Raw genomic sequence first — 13,758 nt, forward strand, 5'->3', positions numbered from 1 at the left:
TCACCTTCGCTACATGTTGCGGATCCGGAAATAGCGCCGGATGTCCGGTATCGACCGCACCCCGACGACCGTGAGAACACCTCCGATCACTGCGGCGAGTGCGATCGCGACTACTCCCACCGTGTCCATGGCCGACTCTCCTTTCATTCGTCTCGTCCTTCCTCGGAAGGCCCGTCGATCGGCTCGATCTCGTCGGGCGCGAAGTAGAGGTAGCGGCCGTACCACTCGTGCAGGTCGGCGGCCGGGTCGTTCTCGACGACGACTCCGACGTGCACGTCGCCGTCGACGTCCTCGTGCACCGACACCACCCGCGCGAGCTCGCCGTCGTAGAACAGATCGTGGGCGTCGGCGCGCCGCGCCGGGCGCAGACGTACCCGGCTGCCTCGGCTGACCAGCACGCCCGCGACGGCGACCGCGTCGGCATCGGGTCGAACGGCGTTGTCGGCCAACGGGTCCCACCAGTCGACCCCGTCCGGCACCTCGGGCAGCACGCGCGGCGGGTTCGGCGGTTCGCGCAGCACGCCGTGCAGCCGGTTCAGCTGGTCGGCCGTGGTGGCGTCGCAGCGGTCGACGATCCGCGCCGCGAGCGGATCCGTGGCGCGGGCCTGCTCTTTCTCCTCGTCGGTCATGCCCATCACGCGCAGGGTCAGGATCTCGTCGATCTCGGTCGCGTCGAACAACGGGCCCTCGCTCTGTTCGGCGATCTCCGGGTGGTCGTAGAGGATGATCGGTGAGATCAGCAGCAGACCGTGGTCGCCGGGCGGCCCGGCGAGGACCGGGAAGCAGCGGTGCCTGTCGCACTGTTCGACCGCCGCGGCCGCTTCGGGCGGCGGCTCCAGCAGCGATACGAACTCGCCGCCGTCGAGTTCGGCGATCACATGCGTGCCCAGCAGCGAGTGCGCGAGGGCATCGTCGGAGTTCGGCTGGGCAGCGGCGACATTGCGCACCGTGATCGTGACGCGGTGACAACCGGGCAGCTCGTCGACCGATACCTCGACCCGGCCGTCGAGCGGCCGCCGGGTGCGCACCAGCCGTCCCGCGACAGCGCCCGCGGCGTCGTGCACGTCCTCGGCGTCGACGCCGCCCGGGACGGACACATCGAACACGGTGTCCGCCAGCGGGATCGGCCCGCGCTCGATCTCGTGCTCGACCGCCTCGTCCCAGCTGATCAGCATGCGCCCGCCGACGTCGAGTTCGGCCACCGGAGTTCGGTGGCGATCTTCGACGGTGCGCCGCTGTAATTGCAGGAACCGGACGGTCAGGACGAGCGTGGAGTCACCGTCGGCGATGACCGGGAACTGTGCGCGCAGCATCGAATCCTCACCGAGACCGGCGTGCGCCGCGCCCTCGGGACCGAGGACGCCGAATTGCCAGCGGCACTGGTTCTTTCGCGCGTTCGCCCGGTACGGGTACAGCAGATAGCCCTCGTACAGGACCGCGTCGGCGACCGCCCGCGCCCTGGCGCGCGCGGACCGGACCGAGCGAGGGGTGCTCACGTCGACTCCTGGGCCGAGGCGAGCAGCTTGGTCACCGCGTCGTCGTAGCCGAGGAGCCCGCGCTCGTGCTTGTAGGCCGACAGGGCGTCGAGCGTCTCGCGGGACAGCCGGATCCAGCCGGAGTTGGGGAAGTGCGCGGCCATCAGGTCGTGCCACACCGAGACCGGCATGTCGAACTTGTCCTCGCGATCCCACGGCACCTGCTGCACCGCGAAACCGCCCGCGCCCCTGATGAACACGGTGCCGCTGAACAGGAACAGCAACGGCACCGTGCCCTCGCGCAGCGCGTGCAGGTACTTCGATCCCGCGACCTCGAAGTCGTAGGTGCACGGCAACGGCAGATCCACCTCCGCGCCGCCGGTGAACCCGGGAATCGTTGTCGCGCAGTGCATCCAGAGGAACGATCGCTGCGTGTCGTGCCACCGTTCCCGTGCGCCGAAGAGGTCGGTGAGCCCCGCCGCCTCCTCGTCGGTGTAGGAACGGCGGCGCGGTTCGATCCTGACCTGCGCGCGCAGCGCGATGGCGTGCACGGGCTCCTCGTGCAGCGCCGCGATGCCGACGCGCGCCGACAGCGTCGGCGTCGCCGAGTACGGTTCGGGCCGGATGTCCAGGACGCCGAAGGTGATCGAGTAGGCCGGGCTCATCGCGCGCCCCTCTCGGTTCGCGCCCGCGCCGACATCGTGGTGAAGAACTCCTCGATGTAGTGGTGCGCCTCCTGGCCGCCGTCGAACCCGCGCCACAGCAACCGCATCCGGCCGACGAACTCGTAGCAGGCGTCGATGGGCAACAACAGGCAGGCCCTGGGGCGGCCGCGGTGCGGCATGCGGATCAGCAAAGCCTCGACATCGTCGGCCGCGATATCGATCTCCGGGTGCCGGTCCAGAATCGCGCGCCAGCGCGGCAAGGGCAGTTCGGACTCGGTCGCGCCCGCGGGGCTCGGATAGAACGCGACGGTGCGCTCGAGCGTCGAATTGCGGAAGAAGAAGGCCAGACCGACCGGGATCTCGAGCGAGTCCCACTCGTCCTGGTCGATGACCACGTCCGGGAACGACAGGTAGCGGTCCGGCACCGCGCGGTACCGCAATGCGGCGGTCTGGTCGGTGAACAGCAGATAGCAGCCGCGGCAGACGCACATCAGCTGTCTGCCTTCGATATTCACCACGTGCTGGTGGGCTTCGCCGATCGGGTCCGCGCACATCTCGCAGCGCTCGCCCGCCGGTGCGGGCGGTCGCGGCGCGGTCAGGCGGCGCAACACGCCGAACGCCGAGGTCATCCGGGCACCTCCGCGGGCACCGCCACCGACAGCTCACCGGAGCGCACCAGCACCGGCAGCGGTTCGAGGTGCCCGTCGCCGTCGACCCGCGCACCGGCGTGCACCGCGTCGAAATGCGCGCCGCACGCCGGGCAACGCAGCACGGCGTCGCCCACGGGGAAGCCCAGGCGCCGGTGCAGGACCGCGCCCGCCATCGAACGACCGCAGGCGCCGCACCGGTCGCGGTAGACGAACAGTTCGTCGCCGACCCGGCAGGCCAGCACCGGGACACCGGCCACCGCGAACCCGCCGACTTCACCCGGCCCGATCGCCGCCAGTTCGGGGACGGCGATCCAGCTGCCGGACTGCGGGCCGTGCACGCGCGCGAACAACGACTCTGCCGCGATCACCCCCGAGCCCGTCTCCGCGGCCGCCGCGACCACCTCGATCGCCTCGATCTCGGGCGCGGCGGCGCGCACCGCGTCCTCCACGGCCAATTCCAGCGTCACCGACGACGACGGGCAGGTGCGGCAACTGCCCGCCAGCTCGAGCCGCACGATCCCGTCCTCGATCTCGATCAGCGAGACGTCGCCGCCGTGCGAACCGAGGTAGGGCCGCACGCTGTCGAGCGCGGTGCGCACCCGCGTCGCCACGTCGTGCGGGTGCAGCCCGTGCACGAGCAGCAGACTCGCGATCAGGTCGTCGCCGGCCAGACGTTCGAGCGCCGCGTCGTCGAGCATGCCGACGATGCGCTCGAGGCCCGCGCCGTAGAGATCGGCGACCTCGCGGACCAATTCCTCGGCCCGCTCCCTGGCCGCGACGCCGCCCACCGAACTCGATTCGAGCAGCGTTTCGATGCGTTCGCCCGCACCGCGCCAGCGATCGTCGTCGACTGCTGCCTCGCCGTGTCCGTTTCCCATCTCCCGCTGCGGGCGCGCCATCCGCTACTCCGGGGTCAGCGTCTGGGCGGGGGAGTGCACTTTCTCCAGCGTCTTTCCCTTGCCGAGATACATGTGCACGCCGCACGGCAGGCACGGATCGAAACTGCGCACGGTGCGCATGATGTCGATGCCCTTGAAATTCTCGCGGTTGTTCTCCTCGAAGATCGCCTGGCCCTGCACCGCGTCCTCGTAGGGGCCCGGTGTGCCGAAGCTGTCGCGCGGGCTGGCGTTCCACGGCGTCGGCGGATACGGGTGGTAGTTGGCGATCTTGCCGTCCCTGATCACCATGTGATGGGAGAGGACGCCGCGTACGGCTTCGGTGAAACCGCACCCGATGCTCTCCTCGGGCACCTCGAATGGCTCCCAGGTCTTGGTGTGCCCGGCCCGGATCTCCTCGATGGCCTTCTCGGCGAAGTGCAGGGCGCAGGCCGCCGCGTAAGCCTGGAAGTAGGTGCGGGCGCGGTCGCGTTCGATGGTGTTGCTACCGACGGACGGAATCTTCCATTCGAGTTCGACCGGCCCCTTCAGTGCGGTCTTGGGCAGGTTGATCTGCACACTGTGCCCGGTCGACTTCACGTAGCCGATGTCGACCAGGCCGGCCAGCGCCGTGGACCACAGCCGTGCCAGCGGTCCGCCGCCGGTGTCCAGCGCCAAGTGGTCGGTGCCGTCGAACCAGCGCGGCGACATCACCCAGCTGTACTTGTCCTCCAAGTCGCGCTTCTGCGGCTTGGGGTTGGTGTGCTGGTTCCACGGGTGGCGCCGATCCACCGGATTGCCCAGCGGATCGGTCTTCACGAATGTCTCCTGGTCGGTCCAGTCGTCGTAATACGAACTGCCCAGCAGGATTCGGATGCCGAGGTTGATGTCGACCAGGCTGGTCGTGAGCAGTTTCCCGTCCACCACCACACCGGGAGTCACGAACATCTTGCGACCCCAGTCCTCCATGTCCTTGTAGGAGAAGTTGCAGAACTCGGGATCCTGGAACGAACCCCAGCAGCCGAGCAACGTGCGGCGCAGACCGACCTTGTCGTAGCCGGGCAGTGCCTCGTAGAAGAAGTCGAACAGATCGTCGTGCATCGGCACGGCCTTCTTCATGAACTCCACGTACCGCATCAGACGCGTCATGTAGTCGGTCATCAGCTGGATGGTGGCGACGGTGCCGACACCGCCCGGATACAGCGTCGACGGATGCACGTGCCTGCCCTCCATGAGGCAGAACATCTCGCGGGTGTACCGGCTGACTTGCAGCGCCTCGCGGTAGAACTCGCCGCTGAACGGGTTCAGCGCCCGCATGATGTCGGCGATCGTCCGGTATCCGTGGCTTTCCGCGTGCGGCGCCTCGGTGCGCTCGGCGCGGGCGAGTACGCCGGGATTGGTCTCGGAGACCATCTTCTCGCAGAAGTCCACGCCGACCAGGTTCTCCTGGAAGATGTTGTGGTCGAACATGTACTCGGCCGCTTCGCCGAGGTTGACCAGCCACTCGCCCAAGTGCGGCGGCTGCACGCCGTAGGCCATGTTCTGGCAGTAACACGAACAGGTGGCGTGGTTGTCGCCGCAGATGCCGCAGATGCGACTGGTGATGAAGTGCGCGTCGCGCGGATCCTTGCCCTTCATGAAGATCGAGTAGCCGCGGAAGATCGACGAGGTGCTGTGACACTCCACGACCTGCTGATTCTCGAAATCGATCTTGGTGTAGATACCCAAGCTGCCGACGATCCGGGTGATCGGATCCCACGCCATCTCCACGAGGGCGTTCGGGTCGATCGTGCGGTGTGACGGCTCCGGAATGATCTGAGTCATCGAAGTCCTCCTACCAGGTGCGCGTCGCGCCGGTTTCCAGCTTCTCGCCTCGGTGCCGCCAGCGCGGCTCCTTGTCCACGGTGCGGCCGGTGACCGAGCGCAGGCTGCGGATCACCGACCCGTACAGTCCAGAGGCCGCCGAGGAGAATTTGCCGCCGGGCGGTTCGTCCATGAACGGCATGAACTTGTCCGGGAAACCGGGCATGGTGCAGCCGATGCAAATACCGCCGACGTTGGGGCAGCCGCCGACGCCGTTGATCCAACCGCGCTTGGGCACATTGCATTTCACGACCGGACCCCAGCAGCCGAGCTTCACGATGCACTTCGGCGATCCGTACTCGGTGGCGAAGTCGCCCTGCTCGTAGTACCCGGCGCGATCGCATCCCTCGTGGACGGTCGCGGCGAACAGCCACTTGGGCCGCAGCGCGTCGTCGAGCGGGATCATCGGCGCCTGGCCGGTGGCCATGTAGAGCAAGTAGGTCAGGGTCTCGGAGAGGTTGTCCGGGTGGATCGGGCACCCCGGCACACAGACGATGGGAATGTCGGCCTTGCTCCGCCACTCCCAGCCGAGGTAGTCCGGCACGCCCATCGCCCCGGTCGGGTTGCCCGCCATGGCGTGGATGCCGCCGTAGGTGGCGCAGGTACCGGCGGCCACGATGGCGGTGGCTTTCGGGGCGAGGCGATCCAGCCACTCGCTGGTCGTCATCGGCTGGCCGGTCTCGGGGTTGTTGCCGAACCCGCACCAGTAACCCTCGGTTTTGAGTTGCTCGTTGGGGATCGATCCCTCGACCACGAGGACGAACGGTTCGAGTTCGCCGCGGTCGGCGCGGAAGAACCATTCCAGGAAATCGTCGGCCCCACCGTTGGGACCGCATTCGAAATCGATCAGCGGCCAATGGACGGCAACCTTGGGGAGACCGGGGAGCGAACCCAGGGCGATCTCCTCGATGCTGGGCTGGGAGGCGGCAGTCAGCGCCACCGAGTCACCGTCACAACTGAGGCCGGCGTTGATCCAGAGAACGTGGATCAGCGTTTCTTCGGCTTTGACTGCTTCCTTAGTCGGCATGAGATGCCACCTTTCGAAGCTGGAGCGCCGCACAGGCTTCTGACTCAGAAAACCGTCCGGAATGTGACACTCGTCACGTCAGTCTAGGCGGGGCTGGAGGCTTCCTCAAGGGACGCCGACGGCGGCGACATCTGTCCGGAAAGCCATGTGTACCAGCTCGGCAAGCCCTCGCCGGTGATCGCGGAGACCGGCATGATCGGCACGCCGGGATTGATCGAGTGCGCGTATTCGGCGCACCGGTCCAGATCGAAATCGACGTAGGGAATCAGGTCGATTTTGTTGACCAACACCAATCCGGCCGCGGCGAACATGTGCGGATATTTCAGCGGTTTGTCCGTGCCCTCGGTCACCGAGAACACCACGACCTTGGCGAGCTCGCCCAAATCGAACAGCGCGGGGCAGACCAAATTGCCGACATTCTCGATGAACAGCAGCGTGCCCGGCGCGGGATCGAGCTCGTCCAGGGCATGCCGCATCATTTCGGCATCGAGATGGCAACCGGCTCCGGTATTGACCTGCACGACCCGGCACCCCGTCGCCTTGATTCGCTGGGCGTCGAGCAGCGTCTCCTGATCGCCCTCGACGACCGCGACCGGGCGATCGCTGAGATCGCGGATGGTCCGCTCGAGCAGTGTCGTCTTACCGGCTCCCGGCGAGCTGGTGACATTGAGCGCCACGATGCCGCCGCGCCGCAGCCGTTCTCTGTTGTGCTGGGCCAGCCGGTCGTTCTTGGCCAGCACCTTCTGCTCCAACGTCACCGTTTCGGTGATCGGCACGTGCACGTGATCCGCGTGCTCGTGGCCGTGCGCGTCGTCGTGCTCGTGGCCGTGGTGGTGGCCGTGCGCGTGCTGGTGGTCGGGGTCGTGCCGGTGGTCGGGGTCGTGCTCGTGCGGGTGGTCACGCAGGACCGTGATCATGGCTGTCGAGTCGCCGCATCCGCAGGTCGCGCACATGGTTCGCTCACTTCCATCGTTCGGATTCGAAGCTCCCGCCCGGACCTGATCTCGACGTCGGCGCTACCGCACGGACACAGCAGAATCAGGTCGACGAGGGCGAACTCGGCGCCGCAGGAGCGGCAGATCGCAGCGCCGGGCACGGTCTGCACGACCAGCTCGGCGCCGTCCGCCACGGTCTCCTCGGTCGCCAGCTCGAAGCAGAACCGCATCGCCTCGGGCACAATCGCGCACAGCGCGCCGACCTCTACGGTGACGCTGTGCACCCGTCGTCCCGCCGCATGCTCACACACGGCGTCGACGACACTTCGAGTTATCGCCATTTCGTGCATCGTGGCCTCGGCTTTTGGGATATGACCCTTATCGAGGCTACTCCGTGGCACATGGGGCGGAGTCGTATCGGAGAATCCGTTCGCTCGACCTGCGGTGGGGTGGCGGATCGGCGAATCGATAGGTGAGCCGCCCTCACAACTCCTGGGCGATGAGGGAATCCACTAGGTCGTTCAGCTCCGCGACCAGGTTCGCGGCGCCGCTGGCGTGGGCGAGGTTGCGCAGCTCGAGCGGGTCCTCCTGACGGTCGTAGAGCTCGTACTCGAACTCCGCGCGCGGTCCGGACAGGTTCTCCGGTGTGGAGTATCGGGCGAAGCTGTAGCGCGAGGTGATCGCCCCGCGCAGGCAGTAGCCGACGCCGGGCAGCAGACCGCCGCTGGACTTGGCGTCGGAGGTCAGCAGGAGGGCCTCGCGCACCGTTCGACCGGGATCGGCCAGCAGCGGCGTCAGGTCGCGGCCCGCGACCGGGCCGAGCGCCTGTGCGGAGGCTCCGGCCAGCGCGGCGAGGGTGGGCACCAGGTCCACGTGCGAGGTCAGGCCGGTGGCGGTCGTCCCGTGGGTGCCGGGACTGCGCGGGTCGGCGATGACCAGCGGCACCCGGTTGTTCTCGCGGTAGATCATCGCCCCCTTCTGCCGAAGTCCGTGCGCGCCACCGAGTTCCCCGTGGTCGGCGACCCGGACCACGACCGTGTCGGCGGCCGCGCCGCTGTCGTCGAGAGCGCCGAGCACCCGGTCGATCAATTCGTCGGTGCGGCGCAACAATTCGAGGTACCAGTTGCCCCACTGCCGCCACTGCCGTTGGGCGAGCGGGGAGGCTGTTTCCTCCGGCATCACGCCGCCGACAATGGAATTCGCTGTGCGCCAAGCGGTTTGCACACGAGGTTTGGTCGACAGGTCGGATTCGAAGTTCGCCGGTACGTCCGCGCCGTAGTCGGGAACGTCTTCGAGCCGGTAGAAGCGCGGGCAGAACATCATGTCGTGCGGGTTGACCATGCTCACCACGCACAGCCACGGCTCGGGAGTGCCCGCGCGTCGCCGCAGCCAGTCCACCGCATGGTCGACGACCCCGGGATCCTCGTGCATTCCCTCGTTCGGCCCGCCGCCGGACAGGATGTCGAGCGCCTCGTCGAACCCGTACCGCGACAGTGCCGTGAGCTCCGTGCCGACCGGATCGGACAGATGCCATTTGCCGATGTAGGCGGTGCGGTACCCGGCGTCGCGCAGAACCGTGCCGAGCGTGGGGATGGTCGTGTCGAGGTTCGGGCTGAACACCTCCATCGCGCCGAGCAGCGCCCCCATCGGCTCGCTGCCGCGAACATTGTCGAGCATGCCGGTGACGGGCGCCTGCCGACCGGTGAAGAACGTCGACCGGGCGGGTGAGCACGGCGCGGTCGGGGTGTGGTGCATGGCGAAACGCACTCCCGTAGAAGCTATTCGGGCACGTGCGGGCAGGGTGAATCCCGGCGGCAACGTGACGTCCGCGCGTTCCTGGTCGGTCATGACGACCAGGATGTTCGGGCGATGCGACGAGGGCGCGGCCACCGCGCGGGGGTTGGGCGCGGCCGCCAGCACGGGCGCCGCGGCCATCATGGCGAGCACCTCGCGGCGGCCGACCATCGTTCGTTCGGGCATGTGGGACACAACCTTTCGCCGACTGCACACGCAATTGACGATATCTTCACTTACGAACGAAAGGTCAGTCAAGCGCCCGGTGCAGCGGCGAGCCCTCCTAGGAGCAGCTGGGGGAGGTGGTCTGAGCGTTGGCGAGCATCTGGCAAGCCCATGCCTTCTGCAGTTTCCAGCGGCCGTTCTCGGCGACGAAGGGGATCACGGACTGGCCCTCGACGGGTGTGCCGTTGACGGACAACGTCGCTCGGGCCTGCATGGTCTCGCCGCCGGTGTACTCCACCTGCGTCACCGTCATGGTGACGCCGTTCTTCGTGGCCGCCTCGGTCACTCGGGCGATCAGATCCGGGTCGTCCTCCGCCCCCTGCACGAAGGTGAGCTTCTGGTCCGCCGGTGTGGCGGGATTCAAGGCGATGCCGAGTCCAGCGTTGAGTTCGGCCGGGCTCGGCAGCGGCACCGGTGGCTTGTCGCTCGCCTGCTGCGTCCTGCTGACGGAGGCGGGCTGGGCGGGGGAGTCGCCGCCCGAATCTCCACATCCCGCAACGACGATCGCCGCCGCGACGAGGAGAACGCGGGCGCGTGGGAATGGTTGCCTGCGCATGGTCGTTCCTTCCGGCCGTCAGTCGACGTTGACGGCCTTGATGATGTCCAGACGCGCCGCCCGGATCGCCGGTGGGACGGCGCCGAGCAAGCTCAGCGCGACCGCGCCGACCGCGAAGACCAATGCCGCCGCACTCGGCCGGTAGGCCACGTCGATGTTCATGATGTCCACGCTGAGCCGGTCGAAGAAGTACTGGCTCGCCATGCCGAACAACAGCCCGAGGCCGCCGCCGACGATCCCGACGCTCGCCGCCTCGGCCAGCACCATGCCGAGAGTGAGCCTGCGGCTCGAGCCCATCGCTCGCAGCACACCGAGCTCGCGGCGGCGTTCCAGGACCGACAGGGTCAGCGTGGTGAGCAGGGCGATCGCGGCGATGAGCGCGACGATCACCCACAGGGCGTTGCTCACCGCCATGCCCTGCCGGAGGGCGCTTTCGACGCCCGCGGTGGACTCCTCGCTGGAGTACACGTGCACCCGATCCGGCGTGACCGCGCGGATCGACTCGCGAAGCCGGTCGGCATCGGTCCCCGGGGCGCCCTCGACCTGCAAAACGGTCGCCCCCGGCCGGTCGAACCAGTCCCGCATCTGGGCCGAACCCATGCCGGCCGTGCCGGACAGGGTCGTGAAGTACGGCACGACGGCCAGCACTGCGGTGCGCTGTGTTCCGCCCGGCGTGCGCAGCGTGAGCTCGTCACCGACCTCGAGTTCGAGGGTGCGACTCAGATCCCTGGAGAGCACGACGCCGCGTCCGGCGACGATGTCGGCGCGGGTCCGCGGATCGAGGTCGTCGAACAGCGGGCTGGCCGCGTTCTCGCCGAGTCCGTGTAGCGCGATCTTGTGTTCGCCCAGCGTCGCGTACGCGACTTGCCCTTCGCTGACCCGCGCCACGCCCGGAAGTCCGGCGATCGTGGGGGCGAGGTCGTCCGGCAGCGTGGGGCCGGTGGGCAGCTGGTCGGGCGAGTGCGAAGCCACCCAGACGTCGACACCGCCCTCGGGTGTCACCGAATCGCGCACCGACCCGAGCAGATCCCCGTTCGAGCCGGTGATGGTCACGGTGACCGCGACCGCCATGAAGACCGTCATGAGGGTCGCCCAGACCCGCCGCGGCGCGCGCTCGAGCGTCGCCGCAGCCAGCTCGCCCGCGTGGCCGAGACGCCGTGCCACCGCGGTAGCGGCTCGGACCAGCTGCTCGGACAGCGCGAAGCACAGCGTGACGCTCGCGCCGAAGAACATCGACAGCGCGATCCCCGACCACAAGAACTCGCCGAGCCGCAGCACCGCGAGCCCGACCGCGATCGTCACCGACCCGATCGCGGAGACCGCCGCGCCCCACCGCAGCCAGGCCGGAATACGGTCCGCGGTGGACGCGCCGACCGGAGCGAGCGCCTCGACGGGCGACACCTTGTACACCTGCCGCGCGGCGACCGCCGAGGCGGCCACGCTGGTACCGGCCGCGGCGAGGACCGCGACCGGAATCGCGTACAGCGGAAGGATGTACACCGTCCGCGCCTCCACCGACTGCATGAGCGCCGCGGGCAGGGTGCCGACCGCCAGACGGCCGAGTACGGCTCCGAGCGCCGACCCGATCAGGCCGCCGATCGCGCCGACCAAAAACGCCTCGACGAGCAGATCGGCCACCAGCGTCCGCCCGCGTCCGCCTACGGCGCGCAGCATCGAGATGGTCGCCCGGCGTTGGGCGATCGCCATCGTCACCGTGGTGTAGATGAGGAACGCGGCCACGATGAACGCCAGCGCCGCCCCCATCAGCATCATGTACTGCAGTATCCGGATTCCGTTGCCCGCCTGCACCGCTCGCAGGCTCGGCGCGGCCACCACGGCGCGGCCGTCCACCGCGTCTTCGACCGCCGCGCGCACGGCGGCGCCGTCCGCTCCGGCGGCGGGAACGATCAGGACCGAATCGATGCGGTCGGCGCGGCCGGTCACCCGCTGGGCGACGGGCAAGGCCGCCAGCACGAAGCGGCCCTCGTTGAGACGCGCCGCCCTTCCGTCGCGCACCACACCGGCGACGGTGACCTCGGTACTGGCCAGCAGGAGTGAATCACCCACTGCCGCACCGACTCCTGTGCCGACGATGACACCGTTGGGAGTGGCGGCGAGGGCGTTCAGGTGCGTTTCCAGCGCCCGTTGCAGATCGCTTTCCAGCGCGGTGGCGCTCATATCGGTGCCGATCAGCAGCACGTCCCCCGCGGGGGTGGGAACGACGTCGCGCACCATCGGCACGGCGGTGCCGACACCCGGGACTCCGGCGACAGCGGCGTGCACCGCGGCGGGGAACCCGGTGTCGGTGATGCCGGACACCTCCAGGGTCGCGGAGCCGGCCAGGCCGCCGACGAGCCGATCGACCGATCCGGTCAGCGAACCGAAGATGCCGAAGACCGCGACGAGGAACGCCGCCGACACCGCCGTCACCGTCGCCGACGCGAGGGCGCGGCCGCGGTGGACGGCGAACTCGCGAAAGCCGAACAGCCGCCACCGATCGACGACCGTCCTCATCGCGAACCCGCCGCGAGTTCGTCGGTGACGATGCGGCCGTCGGCCAAGCCGATGATCCGGTCGGTGGCGGCCGCCGCGTCCGGATTGTGGGTGACCATGGCCACCGCGCGATCCTCGGCGTGCGCGATGTCGGCGAGCAAGGCCAGGATGTCGGCGCCGGTCTTGGAGTCCAGATTGCCCGTCGGTTCGTCGGCCAGGATCAGCGGCGGATCCATCATCAGCGCCCGCGCCAGGGCCACCCGCTGCATCTGGCCGCCGGACAGTTCCGCGGGGCGGTGCTCGGCGCGGTCGCCGAGGCCGACGAGATCCAACAGCTCCAGTGCTCGGGTGCGGGCGGCGCGCAGCCGGGTGCCGTCCAGCAGTCTCGGTACGGCGACGTTCTCCCACGCGGACAGCGTCGGAAGCAGATTGAAGAACTGGAACACGAATCCCACGTGGTGACGCCGGAATCGGGACTGCCGGTCGTCGTCGAGGTGCGCGAGCTCCTCGTCGCGGAACCGAATGGAGCCCTCGTCCGGGCGATCCAGCGCGCCGAGCAGGTGCAGCAGGGTGCTCTTGCCAGCGCCGGACGGGCCGACGATCGAGACGAACTGTCCCGCTTCCATTTTCATGCTCACACCATCGAGTGCGCGCACGCTCTGGCTGCCGAGGTGATAGGTACGGACGACGTCGCTCAACGCGAGCACTCGCACCTCCCGGCCGCCGCGACAGCTTCCGGTGTCATCGGCCCGCCGATCCGGTCATCGCCTCGAGCTTGTGCATCGAGTCGGTGAGCAGTTGCCTGGCGTCCCGCTCGATCACCTGCCCGAGCTGGCCGTTCACCATCGGGCCCGCGAAATCGCCCGCGATGGTCAGGCTGCAGCCGCCGGGGATGCGCTGGATCCCGAAGCTGAACTCGCACGACACCCCGGCGGGGCTGCTTCCCGAGAACACCAGCTGCATAGGCGGTTTGAACGCGGTGATGGTCAGCTCCAGCCGGTGCGTCATGCCGAGCATGCGGATGCTCTGCACGAGTGTGGAGTTCACGGTCATGTGTTCGGGCGGGTCTTCCAAAAAGCCGTCGTGCATCATGAACCAATCGCCCCAGGTGCCGGTGTCGGCGATGATCGAGTAGATCTGCGTGGCGCTGACGTCCAGCTCTTGCGTTATCTCGAAGCCGGCCATTAACCCCTCCCAAAG

Annotated in this window: 14 protein-coding genes; all 14 read right to left on the reverse strand. The window is 68.5% G+C overall.

Annotated features, from left to right (window positions below):
* Positions 1-9: 9 nt before the first annotated feature.
* Positions 10-147, reverse strand: a complete 138-nt coding sequence (locus AB0H49_RS03730) for a hypothetical protein (RefSeq protein ID WP_357246784.1) — start codon at positions 145-147, stop codon at positions 10-12.
* On the reverse strand, positions 144-1,496 hold the full coding sequence (locus tag AB0H49_RS03735; protein ID WP_357246787.1) for a hypothetical protein: 1,353 nt from the start codon (positions 1,494-1,496) through the stop codon (positions 144-146). Before AB0H49_RS03735 ends, AB0H49_RS03730 begins: the two co-directional genes overlap by 4 nt.
* Positions 1,493-2,140, reverse strand: a complete 648-nt coding sequence (locus AB0H49_RS03740; RefSeq protein ID WP_355003549.1) for a DUF6084 family protein — start codon at positions 2,138-2,140, stop codon at positions 1,493-1,495. Before AB0H49_RS03740 ends, AB0H49_RS03735 begins: the two co-directional genes overlap by 4 nt.
* Positions 2,137-2,769 carry a DUF5947 family protein gene (locus tag AB0H49_RS03745; protein WP_357246791.1) on the reverse strand — a complete coding sequence of 211 codons (633 nt, stop codon included), beginning with the start codon at positions 2,767-2,769 and terminating at the stop codon, positions 2,137-2,139. The genes AB0H49_RS03740 and AB0H49_RS03745 overlap by 4 nt, the downstream gene beginning before the upstream one ends.
* Positions 2,766-3,689, reverse strand: coding sequence for a NifU family protein (locus AB0H49_RS03750; protein WP_357246794.1), 924 nt, complete (start codon positions 3,687-3,689; stop codon positions 2,766-2,768). The genes AB0H49_RS03745 and AB0H49_RS03750 overlap by 4 nt, the downstream gene beginning before the upstream one ends.
* A 3-nt stretch (positions 3,690-3,692) precedes the next feature.
* A complete protein-coding gene (locus AB0H49_RS03755) occupies positions 3,693-5,489 on the reverse strand; it encodes a nickel-dependent hydrogenase large subunit (RefSeq protein WP_357246797.1) in 1,797 nt (598 codons plus the stop codon).
* 10 nt (positions 5,490-5,499) lie between these two features.
* A complete protein-coding gene (locus AB0H49_RS03760; protein WP_355003545.1) occupies positions 5,500-6,555 on the reverse strand; it encodes a hydrogenase expression protein HypE in 1,056 nt (351 codons plus the stop codon).
* Between the two features lie 83 nt (positions 6,556-6,638).
* Positions 6,639-7,508: a hydrogenase nickel incorporation protein HypB gene (gene hypB, locus AB0H49_RS03765; protein WP_357246802.1), complete on the reverse strand. Its 870-nt coding sequence runs from the start codon at positions 7,506-7,508 to the stop codon at positions 6,639-6,641.
* The gene (locus AB0H49_RS03770; protein ID WP_355003543.1) at positions 7,469-7,840 is read right to left on the reverse strand and encodes a hydrogenase maturation nickel metallochaperone HypA; all 372 of its coding nucleotides are present in this window, start codon (positions 7,838-7,840) and stop codon (positions 7,469-7,471) included. The genes hypB and AB0H49_RS03770 overlap by 40 nt, the downstream gene beginning before the upstream one ends.
* Positions 7,841-7,973: 133 nt before the next feature.
* Positions 7,974-9,470, reverse strand: a complete 1,497-nt coding sequence (locus AB0H49_RS03775) for a sulfatase-like hydrolase/transferase (RefSeq protein ID WP_357246805.1) — start codon at positions 9,468-9,470, stop codon at positions 7,974-7,976.
* A 97-nt stretch (positions 9,471-9,567) separates the two neighbouring features.
* The gene (locus AB0H49_RS03780; protein WP_357246808.1) at positions 9,568-10,065 is read right to left on the reverse strand and encodes a hypothetical protein; all 498 of its coding nucleotides are present in this window, start codon (positions 10,063-10,065) and stop codon (positions 9,568-9,570) included.
* Between the two features lie 18 nt (positions 10,066-10,083).
* Positions 10,084-12,579 carry an FtsX-like permease family protein gene (locus tag AB0H49_RS03785; RefSeq protein ID WP_357246811.1) on the reverse strand — a complete coding sequence of 832 codons (2,496 nt, stop codon included), beginning with the start codon at positions 12,577-12,579 and terminating at the stop codon, positions 10,084-10,086.
* Positions 12,576-13,265: an ABC transporter ATP-binding protein gene (locus AB0H49_RS03790; protein WP_355003539.1), complete on the reverse strand. Its 690-nt coding sequence runs from the start codon at positions 13,263-13,265 to the stop codon at positions 12,576-12,578. Before AB0H49_RS03790 ends, AB0H49_RS03785 begins: the two co-directional genes overlap by 4 nt.
* Before the next feature lie 34 nt (positions 13,266-13,299).
* Positions 13,300-13,743, reverse strand: coding sequence for an SRPBCC family protein (locus AB0H49_RS03795; RefSeq protein ID WP_355003538.1), 444 nt, complete (start codon positions 13,741-13,743; stop codon positions 13,300-13,302).
* Positions 13,744-13,758 lie beyond the last annotated feature (15 nt).

Origin of the sequence: Nocardia sp. NPDC050713 (assembly GCF_040654315.1) — a bacterium.
Lineage (GTDB): Bacteria > Actinomycetota > Actinomycetes > Mycobacteriales > Mycobacteriaceae > Nocardia.